An 18870-nucleotide genomic window follows, 5' to 3' on the forward strand; every position below is an offset into this window, starting at 1 on the left:
AACAGCACGGCGCCCGAGGCGCCGCGCATGGTCCCGTAGCTCAACTGGATAGAGCACCTGACTTCTAATCAGGATGTTGAGGGTTCAAGTCCTTCCGGGATCACCAATTCTTCGGATCATCTGGGTTCTGGCGGACAAATCCCGTCAGTGACTCATCTCGTGAATCCAGCGTGGCAGCCTTGATGCATGAGCAGACCAACCGCTCCGACCTGCAGGACCAGGAACTGGCCGGCCTGCAATGAAGCGCTCAGGCGCCGGGGCTCGTTGAGGATCTGGTCTGACCCCGAGATGACCTGGGAAGCCTCGCCGTCTGGCAAACGCGACCGTCGGCAGACCTACGGCGATGCCGCCATCCAGACCTGCCTGTCGATGAAAGTCCTGTTCGGCATGGCACCCAGGCACGCAACAAGCATCGTCGACAGCCTGTTGCGGCTGGCCGGGCTCGACCGGGCGGCACCCGACTTCAGCACGCCGTCGCACCGACAGAAGACACTGGCCGTGAACATCCCATATCGAGGTTCGAAGGAGCCGTTGCACCTGCTGATTCCCTCCCGGGCATTGCTGCGCAATACCCTGCCGGGCAGCGGATAGCACCGGGATCAAGGTTGAGGGTGAAGGCGAGTGGACCGCGCGCAACCATGGAGGTCCCAAACGGCGCGTCTGACGCAAGGTCCACCTCGGGATCGATGAGCAGACACTGGAGGTTCGGGCCGTCGAGATCACCGGTAGCCACATCAGCGACGGACCTGTTCTGCCTGACCTGCTCAGCCAGATCCCAGCCGAGGTAGAGATCGCCAGCGTCACTGCAGACAGTGCCGCACCAGCCGCGAGCCGGCGAACATCCCTCCCGCCAGGCGGCCATCGGGATTGTCGATCACCGCGCGGATCTCGAAACTGCGGGTCTGCATGTCGATCTCGGGGGCGCGCACCGTGACGCGTCCCGTGAAGCTCTCGTCGGGATAGGACGGCGTCGTCACCTCCACCGTCTGGCCGGGGGAAATGCGCGCGAAATAGCGTTCGGGGATCGTGGCCGAGACCTTGACCGCGGAGAGGTCCGACACCCGCGTGACCGCACGGAATCGCCGGGCGGCAACGGATCCCCGCCTCACCCTCCGTCCTGCGCGTCCAGCAGGACCGCGCGCAGTCCGGCCTCGTCCAGTCCGAGCCCCGAGAACAGCGTCCAGGCCTGCACGCCCTGGAAGAAGAACAGCTCCCATCCGGGAATGATCGACAGGCCCGCCGCAGCGGCATCGGTCAGGAAGCGCGTGTCGGTCGGGGTGTAGACGGCGTCGAAGGCCCAGGTCGCGCCCGGCATCGCCCCGGCGTCGAGCGGCGTGCCGTCGTGGCCGACCATGCCGACGGGGGTGCAGTTGACCAGGCCCTCGGCCCCGTCCGCCGCCGCTGCCGCCTCGGGCCAGACCGAAACGTCGAGCGTCGGCACCGCGCCGCGCAGCGCGTCGGCCAGCGCCTCGGCCCGGGCGGGATCCCGGTCGACCAGCCTCAAAGCGCGGGCGCCGAGCCCCGCCAGCCCGAAGGCGACGGCGCGCCCCGCCCCGCCGGTGCCGATCAGCAGGACGGTGCCGGGGGCCGCGTCACCGCGGACCTTGCGGTAGGCGGCCATGAAGCCGGAGTGGTCGGTGTTGTAGCCGACCGGCCCGCCGTCCTCGAAGATGACCGTGTTCACGGCGCCGATGGCGCACACCAGCGGATCGTCGATCCGGACCTTGCGGGCCGCCGTCTCCTTGTAGGGATAGGTGACGTTGATGCCGCGGAAGCCCTCGGCGGCGCAGGACGCGAAGACCTCGTCGAAGCTCTGGCCCAGATCCCGCGGCACCAGACGCTCGTAGGAGACCGCGACGGCGTTCTGCTGGCCCGCCAGGCGGTGCAGCAGGGGCGCGCGCGAGGCGGCGATGTTGTCGCCGATCAGGCCCAGCAGCAGCACGCCGATCATCGGTGCGCCCTCCGCCCCGCGGTGCCGCCCCCCGGGTCCGCCACGACGGCGGCCGCACCGGATACCGATGTGCGGACGGCGGGGCGAAGAACGGCGGTAACAATGAAACGCGGCATGGGGGACTCCCGTAACAACAAGGCCTGCGGCCAGTGCGGTCGTGATGCGCCGAGGAGCGGCGTGCCGTCAAATGCGATTTCCCGGCAGAGACCGCACGGGTGGCCGTCCGGGCCGGAGCGTTGTCTGTGGGTGCAACAAGCGGAGTTAGGCCGCTCGCGCGCATCGCTCGGGGCCGCGCGGCTTCTGCGGCAGGTTGCCGCACAGGGGTACAGGGTCCCCCTGCACTGCCGGTCATCACGCCGCAATCCCGGTTTCCGGCCCTTCCGTTTCCTGCTTTACTCCGCCCTGCGTCCCCTCCCGCTCCGCAGGGATCGGGGGAACTGGCAGCACCATTCGCCGGACCGGGGGCGAGACGACGGGACGGACCGGCCGCCCGGCCCTGTCCGCAGTCCGGAAAGGATCGTCATGGCCCGGCGCCCGCTTCGCCCCCTGCTCGTCGCGCTTGCGCTGGCCAGCCCCCTGTCGGCCGCGGCCGAGCCGCTGGCCCTGACCACGCCCGAGGGCACGCCGTTCGACTTTGCCCTGACGATCGACTGCGGCGGCCGTCCGGTGTCGCAGTCCTTCCGGGTGTACGCGGACGGCATGCCGCGTCCGGGGGCGGAGATCCTTGCGGGGCTTCAGGGCCCGATGGCCGAGGCCGCAGATCCCGACGACCTCGCGCAGGTCATGGAGACGGCGAGCCTAGCGGGAAGCGACTGCGACGTCGCCTCGAACCTCTCGCCCGTCAGCCCGCAGACCGCCCTTGTCGCCGACACGGCGCGGGCGGCGGGCAGCCTCTGGGCCGGGGCGCGGCTGGCCGATCTCCGGACCCGGCAGGAGGCGGACGCCCGGTTCCCCGTCACCTTTGCCGACGACTGCCGCGCCCGGGCCGCGGCGTCCGGCACGCCCGGCCCGGAACAGCTCTCGGCCGCTCTCGACCGGATCCCAAGGGTGGCCGGGGCGCTCGCCAAGGCTGCGCCCGGCAGCCTCGACCGGCAGTTCCTTCTGGGTCTCGACCAGTCGGCCTTCGCGCTGTCCACCGCCCTGGCCCGGTGCGCCTTCGCGCAGCCTTTCGATGCGACCCTGCCCGCGACGCTCGACGCGCAGACCGCCGACTACGCTCGCTTAGCCGCGATGATCGCGGCCGACGCGAAGACGCCGCCGACCGCGGCCCCCACCGGTGACTGGCGCCTGACCCGTCGCGGCTGGGGCGCCCATGCGCTGGTGCCGTCGGAAGCGGGGCCGAGCTTCGGCTATTACTGCGAGGTCGACAGCTCGGGCGGCTATCGCTGGTCCTTCGTGGTCTCGGGTCAGGACAACGATCCGACGGCCGAGCTGGTGATCGACGGCACGCCCGTGCTGGGGCGGCTCTTCGGCGAGAGCCTGCGCCGCTTCGCCGACTCCGACCGCGCCTTCCAGTACCTCGCCCTGTCGGAGGACAGCGGCGATCCCGTCGCGGCGATCCGGGCCGCCCGCACGCTGGCGCTGAGGATCAACGGCGAGGTGATCGACTTCTCGAGCCGCGGCTCGGCCGCCGCCATCGGGCAGGCCCGCGACCACTGCGCGGCCTCGGCGGTCGAGGTGCGCTAGCGAAGAAGGAGGTCAGTGCGTCCAGGCACCCCGGCGGTTGGTCGCGAAGTTCTCGCCATAGCCGCCCGGACGGATGTTGGCGGCCCGCTTCTTCGGCTGGGTCACGATGGCGTCGATCCCGTGCTCCTTGGCATAGTCCAGCGCCGCTTCCTTCGTGTCGAAGTGCAGCTTCACCTGGGCCTGGGTGTCCGAGGAACTGGTCCAGCCCATCAGCGGATCGACCGAGCGCGGCGTATCGGCGACGAACTCCAGCACCCACTCCTTCGTCTTCGCGATGCCCGAGGACATGGCGGTCTTGGAGGGTCTGTAGATGCGTGCGGTCATGGGAGTCTCCGGCGGGAATGCTGCGGCCGCAGTATTCCGCATCGCCGCGGAAATCGCAAGATTGCGCCGCCCGAAGGACGGCATCCTGGGCGCGGCCCGACAGGGAGGAGAGAAGAGGGGAGCGCCGCAGGAACCGTGAGTGGTGGCGTTGGCTGCCAGGGGGTCCGGGGTGAGCGAGGGGTGATGCTCAGACCTCCTGACAGCCAAGCCTGCTGCTTGCCCCCTGAGTAAGCCACGGCGATCCTCAACGTGCAAGAGAATTTTTCTACCTATGGTTGTTTTGCGCCCCTCGCCCTGACATGCGGCGAATTCGCGCAGATTCGTGCCGATCCCGCCCGCGGTTCCGGCGGAGGACTGCCGCGCAGGGCGTGGACGTCCGGCCCGGCCGCGACACATATCAACCTTGCGCCTCCAGCCCTGCACCACCATCTTCGCCGTGACCGAAGGACCAGACATGCCCCACCACAACACCAACGCGCTCACGCCCCGCTCCGAGGTGCTGACCCGCCCGAAGCTCGAGGGCGGGCGCCGGCTGACGATGCATACCGAGTTCAAGGCGGCCGGCGACCAGCCGACGGCGATCAGGGAGCTGACGGCCGGCGTCCTGTCGGGCGAGCGCGACCAGGTGCTGCTGGGCGCCACCGGCACCGGCAAGACCTACACCATGGCCAAGGTGATCGAGGAGACGCAGCGTCCGGCGATCATCCTTGCCCCGAACAAGACGCTGGCGGCGCAATTGTACGGAGAGTTCAAGGGCTTCTTCCCCGACAACGCGGTGGAATACTTCGTTTCGTTCTACGATTACTACCAGCCCGAGGCCTATGTGCCGCGCTCGGACACGTACATCGAGAAGGAAAGCCAGATCAACGACCAGATCGACCGGATGCGCCACTCGGCCACCCGGGCGCTGCTGGAGCGCGACGACGTCATCATCGTCGCCTCGGTCTCGTGCATCTACGGCATCGGCTCGGTCGAGACGTACTCGGCCATGACCCAGGACCTGATCGTCGGCAACCAGTACGACCAGCGGCAGGTGATGGCCGATCTCGTCGCCCAGCAGTATCGCCGCAACGACCAGGCCTTCCAGCGCGGCAGCTTCCGCGTCCGGGGCGATTCGCTGGAAATCTTTCCCGCCCACCTCGACGACCGGGCATGGCGGCTCTCGTTCTTCGGCAACGAGCTGGAGTCGATCGTCGAGTTCGACGCGCTGACGGGGCAGAAGACCGATACCTTCGAGAAGATCCGCGTCTACGCGAACTCCCACTACGTCACGCCCAAGCCGACGCTGAAACAGGCGATCTCCCAGATCAAGGTCGAGCTGCGCCAGCGACTCGACCAGCTGGTGGCCGAGGGCAAGCTGCTGGAGGCGCAGCGGCTGGAGCAGCGCACCAACTTCGACATCGAGATGCTGGAGGCCACCGGCTCCTGCAACGGGATCGAGAACTACTCGCGCTATCTCACCGGCCGCGCCCCGGGCGAGCCGCCCCCGACCCTGTTCGAGTTCATCCCCGACAACGCCATCGTCTTCGCGGACGAGTCGCACGTGAGCGTGCCGCAGATCGGCGGCATGTACCGCGGCGACTATCGCCGCAAGTACACGCTGGCCGAGCACGGCTTCCGCCTGCCCTCCTGCATGGACAACCGTCCCCTGAAGTTCGAGGAGTGGGACGCCATGCGCCCGCAGTCGGTCTTCGTCTCGGCCACGCCGGCCGCGTGGGAGCTGGAGCAGACCGGCGGCGTCTTCACCGAACAGGTGATCCGCCCCACCGGCCTGATCGACCCCAAGGTCGAGATCCGCCCGGTCGAGATGCAGGTCGACGACCTGCTGGACGAGATCCGCAAGGTCAGCGCCGCGGGTTTCCGCACCCTCTGCACCGTGCTGACCAAGCGCATGGCAGAGGACCTTACCGAATACCTGCACGAGCAGGGCATCAAGGTCCGCTACATGCACAGCGACATCGACACGCTGGAGCGGATCGAGATCCTGCGCGACCTGCGTCTCGGCGCCTTCGACGTGCTGATCGGGATCAACCTCCTGCGCGAGGGGCTCGACATCCCGGAATGCGGGCTGGTGGCGATCCTCGACGCGGACAAGGAAGGGTTCCTGCGCTCGGAGACCTCGCTGGTGCAGACCATCGGCCGCGCGGCGCGCAACGCCGAGGGCCGCGTCATCATGTACGCCGACCGCATCACCGGCTCGATGGAGCGCGCCATGCGCGAGACCGACCGCCGCCGCGAGAAGCAGATCGCCTACAACGAGGAGCACGGCATCACACCGCAGACCGTGAAGAAGAACGTCGAGGACATCCTCGCCGGGCTCTACCAGGGCGATGTCGACATGAACCGCGTGACGGCGAAGATCGACAGCAAGATGCAGGGATCGAACCTGCAGGCGGTCATGGACGGCATCCGGGCCGACATGCGGAAGGCCGCCGAGAACCTGGAGTTCGAGGAGGCCGCGCGCCTGAGGGACGAGCTGAAGCGGCTCGAAGCCGTGGACCTCGCCGTGTCGGACGACCCGATGGCGCGCCAGTCCGCGGTGGACGCCGCGGCCGAGGCGGCGGTGAAATCCTCGGGGCGTTCCACGGCGGGCCGTCCCGGCCAGCGCGGCGGCAACGTGCGGCGGAAGAAGCGCTAGGGACGGCTCACATCACGTTGCCCGCCCCGGGGGTATAGCTGGCCGCGACCACGGAGTTGGCGATCAGCGTGTCGCATTGCACCGCGCCCGAGACCTTGAACATCCCGGTGCTGACCTCGCTCAGGGCCGCCGAGGCACGGATCACCGCGCCCGCCGTGACCTCCACCGAGGTCGCGGCGCTGACCAGAACGCTGCCGGTGGCCGCGATCACCACGTCCTGCCCCTGCACCTGCACCACGCTCTCCAGCGCCGCCAGCCGCGCCTCCAGTTCCAGCACCCGCGCCTGGAGCGCGGCGATGTCCTGGGCGTTCTGGCCCGTCGTCGGAAGCGGCCGCGCCGCAGGCGGGGCCTTGGGCAGGGGCAGCCGTTTCATCGGGGTCATGCGAATGGGCTTCTTGGTAATCAGCATGGAAATCTCCGTCGTCGGAATGATCCGGGAATGCCGTGACGATACCTCAGAATCGCCTCTGCGCTAAGCCGCCCTTTCAGCCGCACCGCCGCGTCCGCGATTATTTCCGGCCGCCCCTTGCGCGCCGTCCGCGCCTGCCCATCTGACAGCAGCCCACCCGCTCCGATCCAGGGATCACCCAGATGCGCTCCGTCCTCGCCGCCGCCCTCCTCGCCGCTTCCACCCTGCCCGCCCTCGCCGATACCACCTCCGGCACCGTCATCGCCTACGACCGCGTGGCGAAGATCATCGTGCTCGACGACCGGACGGTGTGGTCCCTCGAAACCCTGAAAACCCCGCCCGAAGGCCTGAAGGCCGGGGACAGGGTGAAGATCGACTATACTTCGAACGGCGACAACGGCTGGGGCCGGATCAACGCGCTGACCATCGGCGGCTGATCCAGGCCAGTCCGGCCGTTAACGCCTGCTTAACCACGCACGGCGCAGCCTCCGAGGATGCTGCGCCATTGCCTCCCGACGGCCGCCTTGACGGCCCTGCTTGCGATGCTGACCCCCCTGGCGGCCTCCGCCGGGGCCTGGCCGCGCGAGAAGGGAACGGGCTTCCTCTCCATCTCGCAGGAGTTCGGGCGCCGCGCGGACGGAACGCTGAGAAGCTACGCCTCGGTCTACGGCGAGATCGGCGCGACCGACGCGCTCACCCTCGGGGTGAAGGGCGGCATGGCCTACGGCGAAGGCTATTACGACGGCTTCCTCTTCGCCCGCCTGCCGATCGGTCCCGCCGACGGGAAGAACCGGTTCGCCGTCGAACTCGCCGCGGGCGCCCGCACGCTGCCGGGAGGCGCCGCCGAGGCCGTCCTGCAACCCGGCGCGGCTTGGGGCCGGGGGTTCGAGGCCTTCGGAAAGAACGGCTGGATGGGGATCGAAGCCTCGTTCGGCCTGGGCCTGACCACCCGCGACACCTGGGGCAAGGCCGACGTCACCCTCGGCCTCAGCCCGTCGGAGGGCTCCCACCTCATCCTCCAGTTGCAGAGCTACCACGACGTCTACGGATCGCTCTACAAGCTCGCGCCCGGCTACGTCCGCCGGATCACCCCCGCGATGCAGATCGAGGTCGGACTGATCCACCACCTGACCGGGCGCCGTCAGACCGAGCTGAAGATCGGCAGCTGGTTCGAGTGGTGACGTTACCCCCCCAGAAACGTGTGGGTGGCCGAGGGCGGGACCGGAGCCTTGCCGTCCTGCCGAAGGCAAGCTCCGGCAAGACCCTCGAGGCATGGGCAGCAAAACCTGGGCGCCGCTCAGAAGGGCTTGTCGCAGCGCGCCGTCACCTGCACCCGCCCCCGCGCGGGCGCGGACCAGCCAAGACGGACCCGGTTCTGGTTCGCCCCGTCCAGCGGCGTGACCGACGGCATCTCGTAAAGCACCTGCGCACCGCTCGTCCGGATCTCGCCTTCGGGCACCACCGCGCTCACCGTGCGGGTGTAGCCCTCGAACGGGAGATAGCCGCCGACGTTCAGCACCCAGGTCGCGGCATTGTCCGGCTGGTCGAACTCCAGCGTCACCGGGTTGATGGTGATCTGGTTCACGCCGTTGAAGGAATTGCCCGCGAAGACGATCTGGCGCGACAGCGACAGGTCCAGCGGCGCGATCGAGTCGTCCACCCGCTCGATCCTCTCGATCGAGCCGTTCAGCGACTTGAACACGTTGCCCTCGACGCTCAGCCCCTGGAGGAAGTGACCGGGCCCGTAGGGTTTCACGACAATCCAGCTGAAATACGGCGCGACATCGTTGGCCGTGAAGATGTTGCCGGTCAGGGTCAGGCCGCCGAACGAGAACTCGTTCGAGAACGACGGCTGCGCGTCATGCTCGTTGGTCCACTCGATGAACGAGTTGTCGAGGTAGCAGCCGGTGATGACAGTCTTGACGTTGGTCTCGGTCAGCACGACACCGGCGGTGCGTGGTCCGTTGGTCTCGTTGTCGCCCTGGAACCAGTGGTTGCCGACCAGGAGGTGGCCATTGCCGAACAGAACCATCGTGGTGCCGAGACGCTGGAACCGGCTGTCGCGGATCTTCGAATCGTTCGCATTGACGTTGAACCCCACCGACTGCCGCTGCGGCGCGGGCAAAGCCTGCTCGTCGCTCACGAAATGGCAGCGGTCGATCTGCAGATCCTGGCAACCCCGCCCGATCGAGGTGATCCCGCGGTGCTTCGGCTTGGTGATCCAGCAGTCCCTGAGGTGGAAGGTCTCCCCCTCCGGGGCAAGAAGGATGCCGCTCGCCTCGCCGTCGAGCTGGAACTCGATGTCGGTCAGCGTGAACTTGCTGAGCCTGGCGAAGCCGCTGAAGTCCAGCGCATAGCGGAAGCGGCGGAAGGAATAGCTCTGTGTTCCGGCCGGCCCCCACAGCGGCTGGCTGAGCGTGAGACTGCCCGCGCCGACGTTCTTCGCCCGGACATAGACCTCGCGCCCCACACCGTTGCCGGTGACCAGCGAACCGACCTCGATGTTGGCGATGTTCGCCACGTCCGTCAGCATGTTGGGATTGTTGACGTTGTATCGCGCCGACGAGGTGACGGTGGGCGTGTTCCAGGCCGGCCCGGGCTGCACGTTGAACTGGCCGTTCCGGATCACGCGGCGGATCTCATAGGTGTCGAGGTTGTTCACCGCCGCCGCCATGTCGATCGGCGCGCCGAGCTCGATCCGCCGTCCGCCCATGTCGAGGCTCTCGTGGTTGGTGTTGTTCAGCAGCGCCTGGAACGCCTTCCGGAACGCCTCCACCTCGTTGCCGAAGGCGTCGATATAGGTCGGCAGGTCATAGTTCTTCTGCAACAGCAGCCGCCGGTTCGCCGGCATGGTCACGGTGCCCACGAAGCGCACGCCGTTCTCGAACGTGACATCGCCGTTCAGCCGATAGGTGCCCTCGGACACCACCACCGAACGGCCCTGCGCGGCGGCGTCGGCGGCGAGGAAGGCGTCGGTGTCGTCGGCGACGCCGTCACCGATGGCGCCGAAATCCCGCACGTCGACCCAGTCCATCAGCACCCGGAGGAAGGCCGACGTGATATCCTCGATCTCGATGTCGTCGATGCGCACCCCCCCGCCGGTCGGCCCGGTCAGGTCCAGCCCGAAATGACCGAACAACGGCGCCCGCCCCCAGACCATGTCGACCCCGGTGCGGTCGCCCACGCCGACGATGGCGCTGACCTCGACGACCTCGCCGTAGCTCTGGAGCTGTACCGAGGGCCCCACCTCGACCACGTTGGCTATATGGGCATTGCCCGCCCCCACGGCATAGCCGGCGATGCGCACCGCGGGCAGGTTGCCCGACACGGCCTTCACCCGCGCCGTGATCCGCAGGTAGCAGCCGGGCAGGATCGGCGTCTCGCCGGTATAGCGCAGCTTCTGCACGCTCTGAATCTTCACCAGCTCCAGCGCGCCGCCGAAATCCTGGTCCGCGGGCACGAAGGCCGCGTTCGCCGCGTTCTGGTAGGTCGCCGAACCGGGCGTCCCGTTCTCGCTGGACCAGACGCCCAGCCCCTGGCTGAACGGCGGCGGCATCAGAACCAGTCCGTCGGTGATCGCCTTGTTCATCGGAATCCCTTTCCATGGCTCGAGCCCGGACGAAAAGGACCCCGGCGGCGCCAGCCGGCGGGGTCTCGAATGTCGGGGATCGTGATCTGCGGGAAAGGGATAGGGCGGCGTGCGTTAACCGGCCGCTACCCGGGCGTGCGCCCGAAGTGGGTCCGCGCGACGTAGGCGCACCGCTTCAGGCGCCCAGCTGTTCGGCCTTCAGAAGTTGCACGCCGTTGATCTGCCAGCCGCCCTCGGGCGATTGCACCATCTGGTAGTCGAGCGCGTAGTAGACACCTGCCGCGTCCTTCACCAGCACCTTCTGCCACACCTGCCCGCCGATGCTGCGAAGCTCGAGGAACTGCACCTCCTGCGGGTGGTGCACCATGGGATAGCCGGTCACGACCATGTTGCGGAACCGCTCGGACGAACCGAAGACCCCCTGGATCGTCGGCGAGGCGAAAGAGAACGCCCGGTCGAAATCCTCGGCCTTGAAGGCTTCCATCTGCTGGCTGATCACCGCCTCGATCCCCGGGTCTGGCATGACGGTGGTGGTCTGGGCGCGAAGCGGAAGGCTCAGCGCGAACACCGCCGCGATCGTCAGAAAAATCCGTGTCATTCCTCGTCCTCCGTGCTGCGTCTCGTTCAAGATACGCAGGGAGTGGAAGCTTGGTTTCAAAATCCCTCCAACGGACGACACTTCGTTGCGCCGGAGTCCGGATTTCCGGCACTCTCTTGACCCGGCGCCGCGCCAGCGGGCGTCCGGCCGGGCCGGACGTGCGGCTTCCCGGTCAGAGCCTGCCTTCGAGTCCCGCGTCGATCAGCGCGATGCTCTCATCGATTCCGTAAAGCGCGATCAGCCCGCCGAAGCGCGGCCCCTGCGAGGCGCCAAGAAGAACCTCGTACAGCGCCTTGAACCAGTCCCTCAGCGGCTCGAACCCGTGCTCCTTGCCGACGGCGAAGACCATGCTCTGCAGCGCCTCGGCGTCCAGTCCGCCGTCCCAGGCCTTCAGCCGGTCGCGCAGGTCCTCCAGCGCCGCCCTCTCCTTCGCGTCGGGGGCGCGGAACACCTTTGCGGGCTTCACGAAGTCGTGGTAGTACCGGATCGCATAACCTGCCGCCGCGTCCAGCCCCGGATGGCTTTCCGGCCCGGTCTCCGGCGCATAGCGGCGGATGAAGCCCCAAAGCCGCTCCTTGTCCTCGGCCCCCGAGACCGAGGCGAGGTTCAGCAGCATCGAGAACGGCACCACCATGTCCGACGTCGGCACGTCGTGGCCGTGGATGTGGAACACCGGGTTGGCGCAGCGCCCCGCGGGATCCTGATCGTCATAGGCCCTGAGCTGCTGATGATACTCGTCCACCGCCTTCGGGATCACGTCGAAATACATCCGCTTCGCCGTCTTCGGCTTCTGGTACATGAAATACCCGAGGCTCTCGGTGCTGGCATAGGTCAGCCACTCGTCGATGGTCAGCCCGTTGCCCGACGACTTGGAAATCTTCTGCCCCTTGTCGTCCAGAAACAGTTCGTAGGTGAAGTGGTTCGGCTTCCGTCCGCCCAGGATCTCGCAGATCCGGTCGTAGATCGGCGTGTTGGTGCTGTGATCCTTTCCGTACATCTCGAAATCGACACCCAGTGCCGCCCACCGCGCGCCGAAATCCGGTTTCCACTGCAGCTTCACGTTGCCGCCCGTCACCGGCAGCGTGCAGTCGCGCCCGTCCTCGCCCTCGAAGGTGATCGTCCCGTCCTTGCCGTTCACCTCCTTCATCGGCACGTACAGCACGCGCCCCGAGATCGGCGAGATCGGCAGGAAGCAGGAATAGGTCTGCTGCCGCTCTTCCCTGAGCGAGGCCAGCATCACCTCCATGATTGCATCGTACCGCTCCGCCGCGCGCAGCAGCACCTCGTCGAACTTGCCCTCCCTGTAGAACTCGGTGGCCGAAATGAACTCGTATTCGAAGCCGAAGGTGTCGAGGAACCTCCGGAGCATGGCGTTGTTATGGGCGCCGAAGCTTTCGAACTCGTTAAAGGGATCGGGGACCGAGGTCAGGGGCTTCTGCAGGTGCTCGCGCAGCTTGTCGGGATTGGGCACGTTCCCCGGGACCTTGCGCATCCCGTCGAGGTCGTCCGAAAAGCAGATCAGCCGGGTCGGAATGTCCGAGATGATCTCGAAGGCGCGGCGGATCATCGTCGTCCGCTGCACCTCGCCGAAGGTTCCGATATGGGGCAGACCCGAGGGGCCATAGCCCGTCTCGAACAGCACGTATCCCTTTTCCGGCGGCGCCTTCTCGTAGCGTTTCAGCAGCGCGCGGGCCTCCTCGAACGGCCAGGCCTTCGATTGCATCGCCGCGTCGCGCAGATCCGACATCTTTCTTCCCTCCATCGCGGCCCCGCCGCATCCGAAGGCTCCTCCCTATTGCCCCACCGTCCGCGCGTCAATATTCTGCGCCGCAACAAGGTTCAGGAGCATCCATTGACCGACATCTCCCACTCGCTGACGCCGCAGGACTGCCTCGTGGCGGTGATGATCGCCGTCTCAGTGTCCGACGAACGGGTGAAGACCACGGAACTCGTCACGATCGAGCGGATCGTGAACCACCTGCCGGTCTTCGCGGGCTTCGACCAGGACCGCATCACCCCCATCGCCGAGGTCGTCTATGACCTGTTCGGCGAGGAGGACGGGCTTGACGCGCTGTTCGGACTGATCCGCGACAACCTGCCCGAGCGGCTGTTCGAGACCGCCTATGCGCTGGCCTGCGACGTGGCCGCGGCCGACGGGCATATCGGCGAGAACGAGCTGCGCCTGCTCGAGGAAATCCGCTACGAGCTGACCATCGACCGGCTGCACGCCGCCGCGATCGAACGGGCAGCCCGGGCAAGGCACTTGTCTCTTTGAGCGGATCGGCGCCCGGATCGGGCGCCAGAACTGCCCAAAACCTTCACTTGTCGAACAATCATGGCCAGACCGGCGCCGAGGATCCCAAGGCGGCCGCGGGTCGCTCCCAATGCATCGGCACGCCGTCGATCTCCAGCGCGGGCCGCAGGCGCCGCGCCACACCCCAGACGGTCCGCTCGACGCCGTCGGCGTAATCGGCAGGCGTCGCCGCAGCCATGGCGCCCTGCACCCCGGGGGTCATTCCGGCCAGCAGCTCCGCCGTCCGCGCCAGCGACAGGCGCAGCGGACGCAGCCCCTGTCCCGCCCGGCCCCGCGCCAGCTCGCCGACCACCGCCGCCGCCATTAGGTAGCCGGTCGCATGGTCCAGCGCCTGCACCGGCAGCGGCACCGGCTTCTCCGCCCCCGCCCGGGCCTGCCCTTCCGCAGCGATGCCGGCGCTCATCTGCACCAGGGAATCGAACCCGCGCCGCCCCGCCCAGGGGCCGGTCCAGCCATAGGCGCAGAGCGCGGCATCCACCGCCCGCGGGGCGATCCCGGCCCGCGCGGCGTCGCCAAGGCCGAGCCCTTCCAGCGCCCCGGGCCGATAGCCGTGCACCAGCACGTCCGCCTGCGCCAGCAGCCCGTCGAACACCGCCCGGTCCTCCGCCACGCGCAGGTCCAGCCGTGCGCAGCGTTTGCCAAGGGTGATATCAGGGACCACGTTCGGCTCGTCCCAGCCCGGCGGGTCGATCCGCAGCACCTCGGCGCCGACCCCCGCCAGCCCCCGCGTGCAGACCGGCCCCGCCAGCACCCGCGTCAGGTCCAGCACCCGAAGCCCCGCCAGGGGGCGTCCCGGCGCGCCGCCCCAGTCCCGCGGCGCGACCTCGCGCGTGTCGCCGAAGCCCACCAGAGGCTCCGCCGCCACGGCCGCGCCCTGCGGATGCGCCGCCCAGGCCGCCCGGTCGCGCATCGCCGCGCTGACGCCGCCCGCCGCCGCAATCCGGCCCTCCAACTCATGTGGATCCCACCCGCGAAGGGCCTCCGCCACCGCCTCGCGCCGCGCGGCGCAGCCCAGCACCGACAGAGCCGCGTCGCGGTGATGGGGCAGGTTGGTGTGCAGCCGGATCCAGCCGCCTTTCGCCGGATAATCTCCGGCCAACGCGTCCCAGATCGGCGGCAGGCTCCAGCCCTCGGGCGCGATCGAACGATCGAACCACAGCGCGGCCAGCCGCGCATCGACCGCGCCGCTGCCCACCGGCAACCCCAGCCCCGCGCAGAGCGCCGCCACCGCGTCGCCCACCGCCGCCACCGAGGCGCCCGACAGCTCCGTCACCGCGAAACACGACGGCAGGGCCCCGGCGAACCGCAGCTCCGTCACCGGGACCAGGCCCAGCGCGGCGCCGATGCCGCCGAGGTCAGCGCGCATGGTCAGGCCGCATAGACCGTGCTCCACCGCGACAGCAGCGCCCGCTGCAACGTCCGCGCGCGGGCCAGCCAGACCGAGCCGCCCGGCGGCTGCTCCATCTCGGCCTCGCTCAGGGCATCGCGCCGCTCGACGTCCGCGCAGTAGATCGCGAAGGCCAGGTCGTGACCGCCCTGCGCGCGGACATAGCCGACCAGCGCCGAGACGAAGTTCAGCGTCCCGGTCTTGGCCTGGACCAGGGCGTCGGGACTATCCTCCACCTCGTAGGTCTTGAGGAGCGGCCGCAGCCCCTCCTGCGGTCCGAGCTTGATCAGCGCGGCGACCATGTCGGCGGCGTCGATCCGCGACTCCCCGCCAAGCCCCGAGTGGTCCACCAGCTGCGCGGAGGAGGCGCCCGCCTGCTGCGCCAGCCACGCATCCATTGACCGCGCGCTCGACACCAGGTCGCGCACGCCGCCGCTGCGCGCGGTGGTCGCCGTCATCCCCACGACCTCGGCGGTGAGGTTGGTCGAATACTTCAGCATCTCGGTCAGCACATGGGAGAGCGGCGCGCTTTCGTGCACCACCAGCTCGCTGCCCTCGGCCGTGTCGGCCACCGCGACCCGCCCGCCCGTCTGGATGCCGTGGGCACGGGCCAGCGTCTGGAACACCTCGCCCGCATAGAGGTCGGGCCGACGGACCGGCAGCCAGCGTGACCCGCCCCCGCCAAGCGCCCCCTTGGCGACGGTCCAGATGTCGGTGTCGTCCTTCTCGGTGTAGGTATAGACGGGCCCCGCACGGTCGGCGACGGACATCTTCGCCACGGTCACGCCGGGGCTGTACTTCGCGCTGCGGGCATCCATCGCCACGTCGTAGGCGCCCCCGCTCCGGCGCCATTCGAAATGCACCCGGTTGTAGTTCAGGTTCAACCCGCCCACCGAAGGGTTGTAGGCCAGGTGATCGGGCTGGAGGGGGTCGATCTCGCGTACTTCCGGCAGGGCGCCGCTCCAGACGCGGAACCGCCCTGCCACCTCGCGCACGCCGATCCGCTTCAGTTCCGCCGCCATCTCGCCCAGCGCGTCGGTGTCGAGGTCGGGATCCCCGCCCCCGGCCAGGATCAGGTCGCCCTCGATCCGCCCGTTCGTCACCGGCCCCGTCGCCAGAAGCCGCGTCTTGAAGGTGTAATCCGCCCCCAGCGTGTCCAGCGCATAGAGCGAGCTCAGCGTCTTCGCCGTGCTCGCGGGCGGCTGGGGCAGGAGCGGCGCGCGGGATTCAAGGATCTCACCGGTCCGGGTGTCGGCGACGGCGAAGCTCACCTTGCCGGTCAGCCGCGCCTTCTCGACCAGAGCGTCGGCATCCGGGATAGTGACCTTCCGGAACTCGGGATGCCGCGACCGCGGACGGATCGAGGTTTCGGGCGCCTCGGCCCAGAGCCGGGCGGCCGGAGTGGCGAGCAGCCCCCCGAGGAGCAGTCGTCGCGACAGGTTCAAGGGCAGTCCCCCCGGGTTCGGGCAATGGTCACAGGGCCCTGGCAGGGGCCCCGGCGGTTGTAACCGGCGCGCCCGTTCGGCTGCAAGCCTAACTCTGCCAGCCGCCCCGGGCCCGGATCGCGCTTGACGACATCGTGTTCATCGGCAGGTTCACGAAGCACCAGGCGGGCGGCGCCGAGAGCGCCAGCAGCTTGGCGCGGCGCGCGGGCAGGCGGAACGGCTCGAACCGCGCGGCGGCGGGCGACATCCGCGCGACGATGCCAAGCCCCGGGCGCGCCAGCACCCCCACCGGCACATGGGACATGATCCACTGCCAGCGGTCCCACAGGTGGAATGTGGCCAGCGAGTCCGCCCCCATCAGCCAGACGAAGTGGACGCCGGGATAGGCGGGCAACAGCGCCTCCAGCGTCGCCGCGGTGTAGCGGGTGCCGAGGTCCCGCTCCAGCGCCGTGATCTCGACCCGCGGGTGGCGCATGACCTGGCGCGCCTGTTCCAGCCGCCGCTCCATCGGCGCAGGGCCACGCGCCTTCAGCGGATTGCCCGGCGACACCAGCCACCACACCGCGTCGAGGTCGAACCGCTTCAGCGCCTCGCGGGTGATGTGGGCATGCCCCTCGTGGGCCGGATCGAAGGAGCCGCCGAGCAGCCCGATCCGCTGCCCGGCCCGCGCCACGGGCCAGCCCGGACGCCGCCGGGTCACGCCCGCCGCTCCGCACGGACCAAGGCGCAACCGCCCGACATCGCTGGACCTCCTCCCGCCGCGGGGCACCCGAAGCCCCCCGGCCAGTCACCCGAAAAGCGCCGCCGCGTCAACCGGCGGCGGTGGCTCAGACCTCCTCGCTCGACCGGGCCCAGAGGTTGATGTCCTCCTCCTGCGTCACCGCGTCGATCTCGGCCAGCTCCGCGTCGCTGAACTCCAGGTTCCCGACCGCGCCCGCGCAGTCCACGACCTGGCTCGGCTTGCTTGCCCCGATCAGCGCCGTGGTGATCCCGCCGCCCCTCAGCACCCAGGCAATCGCCATCTGGGCCAGCGTCTGTCCCCGCGCCTCGGCGATGGCGTTCAGCTTCCGCACGCTTTCGACGGCGCTGTCGGTGATCATCCGCTCGGCCAGCGACTTGCCCTTCGCGGCGCGGCTGTCGGCGGGGATCCCGTTCAGGTACTTCGGCGTCAGGATTCCCTGCGCCAGCGGCGTGAAGGCGATGGAGCCGACGCCAAGCTCGGCCAGCGTGTCCTTCAGCCCGTCCCGCTCGACCCAGCGGTTCAGCATGTTGTAGCTCGGCTGGTGGATCAGGCAGGGCGTGCCCAGGTCCTTCAGGATCGCCACCGCCTCGCGCGTCCGTTCCGAGTTGTAGGACGAGATCCCGGCATAGAGCGCCCGGCCCGAGCGCACGATGTGATCGAGCGCGCCCATCGTCTCTTCCAGCGGCGTGTCGGGATCGAAGCGGTGGGAATAGAAGATGTCGACGTGATCCAGCCCCATCCGCTTCAGCGACGCGTCGCAGGACTGCACCAGGTACTTCCGCGACCCCCACTCGCCGTAGGGCCCCGCATGCATCCGGTAGCCCGCCTTGGACGAGATCACCAACTCCTGCCGGTAGCCGCGGAAATCCGTCCTCAGGATCTCGCCGAAGGCTTCCTCGGCCGAGCCCGGCGGCGGGCCGTAGTTGTTCGCCAGGTCGAAATGGGTGATCCCGTGGTCGAAGGCCGCGCGGCAGATCTCGCGCTTCGTCGTGTGCGCCGCGTCGCCGCCGAAATTGTGCCAGAGCCCCAGCGACACGGCGGGCAGCATCAGCCCCGAGGCGCCGCAGCGTCGGTAGATCATGCGCTCGTAACGGTTTTCGGCGGGGACATAGGTCATCGGTCGGCTCCTCTTTCGTTCCGGGCGCACCATGTGCGGGCGCCCGCGCGAAAGTCAAACCGCGGTTGCCAAGCCCGCGCGCAGCCGCAACAGTGGACTCAACCCCAAGGGTAGACCCAAGGAGCGTCCCCATGTCCCGCCCCCTCGCCGCCCTGCTCTTCTGCCTCGCCGCGTGGCCGGCCCCGGCGCAGCAGGCGCCGGAGCAGAACGCCGACGCCGCCTTCATCGCCAGCCAGGTCGCGACCGAGGAGATCTTCCGCGGCGCCGTCACCGCCAACCGCCCCGTGATCGTCAAGGCGCTGGAGAACGACCTCGACCAGCGCGGCATCACGCTGGCGGACAGGGACAGGTTCTTCGACCTGTTCCTGGAAGAGTTCATCGCGGGCTTCACCGAGAAGATGCAGGCCGAGACCGCCGCGATCTACCGCAACGCCTTCAACGACACGCAGCTCGCCGACATCGCCGCCTTCTACCGCACCGAGTCCGGCCAGGCGCTCCTGCGCCAGCTGCCCGCCGTCATGGCCATGGGCGCCGCCGCCGGGCAGCGCGCGGGCCAGATCGCCGGGCAGGAGGCGGGCCCCCGCCTTGCCGCGCGGATCGAGGCGGAAAGCCTCGGCATCGCCGCCGACGACGTCTCGAGGAAGCGCCTCCTCGACATGCTCCGCTGAGC

General features: G+C 68.9%; 17 protein-coding genes, 1 tRNA gene and 1 pseudogene. 8 read left to right on the forward strand and 11 right to left on the reverse strand.

What is annotated here, in order from left to right:
• Window positions 1–29: 29 nt before the first annotated feature.
• Window positions 30–106: transfer RNA gene (locus A7B20_RS02130), tRNA-Arg, on the forward strand.
• A gap of 80 nt (window positions 107–186) precedes the next feature.
• A pseudogene (locus A7B20_RS02135) lies at window positions 187–817 on the forward strand (IS5 family transposase); the annotation flags it as partial.
• Here the strand turns inward: A7B20_RS02135 and A7B20_RS02140 are convergent.
• On the reverse strand, window positions 801–1217 hold the full coding sequence (locus A7B20_RS02140; protein WP_102106906.1) for an efflux RND transporter periplasmic adaptor subunit: 417 nt from the start codon (window positions 1215–1217) through the stop codon (window positions 801–803). The pseudogene A7B20_RS02135 and the gene A7B20_RS02140 overlap by 17 nt on opposite strands.
• Window positions 1106–1951 (reverse strand): shikimate dehydrogenase family protein, encoded by an 846-nt coding sequence (locus A7B20_RS02145; protein ID WP_102106907.1) that lies wholly within the window; start codon window positions 1949–1951, stop codon window positions 1106–1108. The genes A7B20_RS02140 and A7B20_RS02145 overlap by 112 nt, the downstream gene beginning before the upstream one ends.
• A 522-nt stretch (window positions 1952–2473) precedes the next feature.
• On the opposite strand from A7B20_RS02145, the gene A7B20_RS02150 reads away from it, so the two are divergent.
• Window positions 2474–3637, forward strand: coding sequence for a hypothetical protein (locus tag A7B20_RS02150; RefSeq protein ID WP_102106908.1), 1164 nt, complete (start codon window positions 2474–2476; stop codon window positions 3635–3637).
• Window positions 3638–3649: 12 nt separating this feature from the next.
• Here A7B20_RS02150 and A7B20_RS02155 read toward each other — a convergent pair whose 3' ends face one another.
• Complete coding sequence (locus A7B20_RS02155; protein WP_102106909.1) at window positions 3650–3961, reverse strand: ETC complex I subunit; 312 nt, start codon at window positions 3959–3961, stop codon at window positions 3650–3652.
• Between the two features lie 454 nt (window positions 3962–4415).
• On the opposite strand from A7B20_RS02155, the gene uvrB reads away from it, so the two are divergent.
• Window positions 4416–6599: an excinuclease ABC subunit UvrB gene (uvrB, locus tag A7B20_RS02160; RefSeq protein WP_102106910.1), complete on the forward strand. Its 2184-nt coding sequence runs from the start codon at window positions 4416–4418 to the stop codon at window positions 6597–6599.
• Window positions 6600–6606: 7 nt separating this feature from the next.
• On the opposite strand, the gene A7B20_RS02165 is transcribed toward uvrB, so the two are convergent.
• Window positions 6607–7008, reverse strand: coding sequence for a hypothetical protein (locus tag A7B20_RS02165; protein WP_102106911.1), 402 nt, complete (start codon window positions 7006–7008; stop codon window positions 6607–6609).
• Between the two features lie 182 nt (window positions 7009–7190).
• On the opposite strand from A7B20_RS02165, the gene A7B20_RS02170 reads away from it, so the two are divergent.
• Together A7B20_RS02170 and A7B20_RS02175 are read left to right on the forward strand one after the other, a co-directional pair.
• Window positions 7191–7445 (forward strand): hypothetical protein, encoded by a 255-nt coding sequence (locus A7B20_RS02170; RefSeq protein ID WP_102106912.1) that lies wholly within the window; start codon window positions 7191–7193, stop codon window positions 7443–7445.
• An 87-nt stretch (window positions 7446–7532) separates the two neighbouring features.
• Window positions 7533–8189 carry a hypothetical protein gene (locus tag A7B20_RS02175; protein ID WP_102106913.1) on the forward strand — a complete coding sequence of 219 codons (657 nt, stop codon included), beginning with the start codon at window positions 7533–7535 and terminating at the stop codon, window positions 8187–8189.
• 116 nt (window positions 8190–8305) lie between these two features.
• Here A7B20_RS02175 and A7B20_RS02180 read toward each other — a convergent pair whose 3' ends face one another.
• The 3 genes from A7B20_RS02180 to A7B20_RS02190 form a co-directional block, all read right to left on the reverse strand.
• The gene (locus A7B20_RS02180) at window positions 8306–10597 is read right to left on the reverse strand and encodes a glycosyl hydrolase family 28-related protein (RefSeq protein ID WP_102106914.1); all 2292 of its coding nucleotides are present in this window, start codon (window positions 10595–10597) and stop codon (window positions 8306–8308) included.
• Window positions 10598–10772: 175 nt separating this feature from the next.
• Window positions 10773–11195, reverse strand: a complete 423-nt coding sequence (locus tag A7B20_RS02185; RefSeq protein ID WP_102106915.1) for a DUF4864 domain-containing protein — start codon at window positions 11193–11195, stop codon at window positions 10773–10775.
• 172 nt (window positions 11196–11367) lie between these two features.
• Window positions 11368–12942, reverse strand: a complete 1575-nt coding sequence (locus tag A7B20_RS02190) for a lysine--tRNA ligase (RefSeq protein ID WP_102106980.1) — start codon at window positions 12940–12942, stop codon at window positions 11368–11370.
• A 105-nt stretch (window positions 12943–13047) separates the two neighbouring features.
• Here A7B20_RS02190 and A7B20_RS02195 point away from each other — a divergent pair, with 105 nt between their 5' ends.
• Window positions 13048–13470, forward strand: a complete 423-nt coding sequence (locus A7B20_RS02195; RefSeq protein ID WP_102106916.1) for a tellurite resistance TerB family protein — start codon at window positions 13048–13050, stop codon at window positions 13468–13470.
• Window positions 13471–13528: 58 nt separating this feature from the next.
• On the opposite strand, the gene A7B20_RS02200 is transcribed toward A7B20_RS02195, so the two are convergent.
• The 4 genes from A7B20_RS02200 to mgrA all read right to left on the reverse strand — a co-directional run bounded on the left by A7B20_RS02200 (window position 13529) and on the right by mgrA (window position 18200).
• Window positions 13529–14875, reverse strand: coding sequence for a CoA transferase (locus tag A7B20_RS02200; RefSeq protein WP_102106917.1), 1347 nt, complete (start codon window positions 14873–14875; stop codon window positions 13529–13531).
• 2 nt (window positions 14876–14877) lie between these two features.
• Complete coding sequence (gene dacB / locus A7B20_RS02205) at window positions 14878–16341, reverse strand: D-alanyl-D-alanine carboxypeptidase/D-alanyl-D-alanine endopeptidase (protein WP_245866475.1); 1464 nt, start codon at window positions 16339–16341, stop codon at window positions 14878–14880.
• An 88-nt stretch (window positions 16342–16429) separates the two neighbouring features.
• A complete protein-coding gene (locus tag A7B20_RS02210; RefSeq protein ID WP_102106918.1) occupies window positions 16430–17041 on the reverse strand; it encodes a nicotinate-nucleotide adenylyltransferase in 612 nt (203 codons plus the stop codon).
• Between the two features lie 127 nt (window positions 17042–17168).
• On the reverse strand, window positions 17169–18200 hold the full coding sequence (gene mgrA / locus A7B20_RS02215; protein WP_102106919.1) for an L-glyceraldehyde 3-phosphate reductase: 1032 nt from the start codon (window positions 18198–18200) through the stop codon (window positions 17169–17171).
• A 131-nt stretch (window positions 18201–18331) separates the two neighbouring features.
• Here mgrA and A7B20_RS02220 point away from each other — a divergent pair, with 131 nt between their 5' ends.
• Window positions 18332–18868 (forward strand): DUF2059 domain-containing protein, encoded by a 537-nt coding sequence (locus A7B20_RS02220; RefSeq protein WP_102106920.1) that lies wholly within the window; start codon window positions 18332–18334, stop codon window positions 18866–18868.
• Window positions 18869–18870: the final 2 nt, after the last annotated feature.

This window comes from Oceaniglobus roseus, from assembly GCF_002869745.1.
Lineage (GTDB): Bacteria > Pseudomonadota > Alphaproteobacteria > Rhodobacterales > Rhodobacteraceae > Oceaniglobus > Oceaniglobus roseus.

Bases quoted from the DNA above. Each gene is read 5' to 3' on its own strand.
- A7B20_RS02140 (WP_102106906.1), bottom strand. From the start codon at position 1,217: ATGGGAGCTGTTCTTCTTCCAGGGCGTGCAGGCCTGGACGCTGTTCTC.
- A7B20_RS02145 (WP_102106907.1), bottom strand. From the start codon at position 1,951: ATGATCGGCGTGCTGCTGCTGGGCCTGATCGGCGACAACATCGCCGCC.
- A7B20_RS02150 (WP_102106908.1), top strand. From the start codon at position 2,474: ATGGCCCGGCGCCCGCTTCGCCCCCTGCTCGTCGCGCTTGCGCTGGCC.
- A7B20_RS02155 (WP_102106909.1), bottom strand. From the start codon at position 3,961: ATGACCGCACGCATCTACAGACCCTCCAAGACCGCCATGTCCTCGGGC.
- uvrB (WP_102106910.1), top strand. From the start codon at position 4,416: ATGCCCCACCACAACACCAACGCGCTCACGCCCCGCTCCGAGGTGCTG.
- A7B20_RS02165 (WP_102106911.1), bottom strand. From the start codon at position 7,008: ATGCTGATTACCAAGAAGCCCATTCGCATGACCCCGATGAAACGGCTG.
- A7B20_RS02170 (WP_102106912.1), top strand. From the start codon at position 7,191: ATGCGCTCCGTCCTCGCCGCCGCCCTCCTCGCCGCTTCCACCCTGCCC.
- A7B20_RS02180 (WP_102106914.1), bottom strand. From the start codon at position 10,597: ATGAACAAGGCGATCACCGACGGACTGGTTCTGATGCCGCCGCCGTTC.
- A7B20_RS02185 (WP_102106915.1), bottom strand. From the start codon at position 11,195: ATGACACGGATTTTTCTGACGATCGCGGCGGTGTTCGCGCTGAGCCTT.
- A7B20_RS02190 (WP_102106980.1), bottom strand. From the start codon at position 12,942: ATGTCGGATCTGCGCGACGCGGCGATGCAATCGAAGGCCTGGCCGTTC.
- A7B20_RS02200 (WP_102106917.1), bottom strand. From the start codon at position 14,875: ATGCGCGCTGACCTCGGCGGCATCGGCGCCGCGCTGGGCCTGGTCCCG.
- mgrA (WP_102106919.1), bottom strand. From the start codon at position 18,200: ATGACCTATGTCCCCGCCGAAAACCGTTACGAGCGCATGATCTACCGA.
- A7B20_RS02220 (WP_102106920.1), top strand. From the start codon at position 18,332: ATGTCCCGCCCCCTCGCCGCCCTGCTCTTCTGCCTCGCCGCGTGGCCG.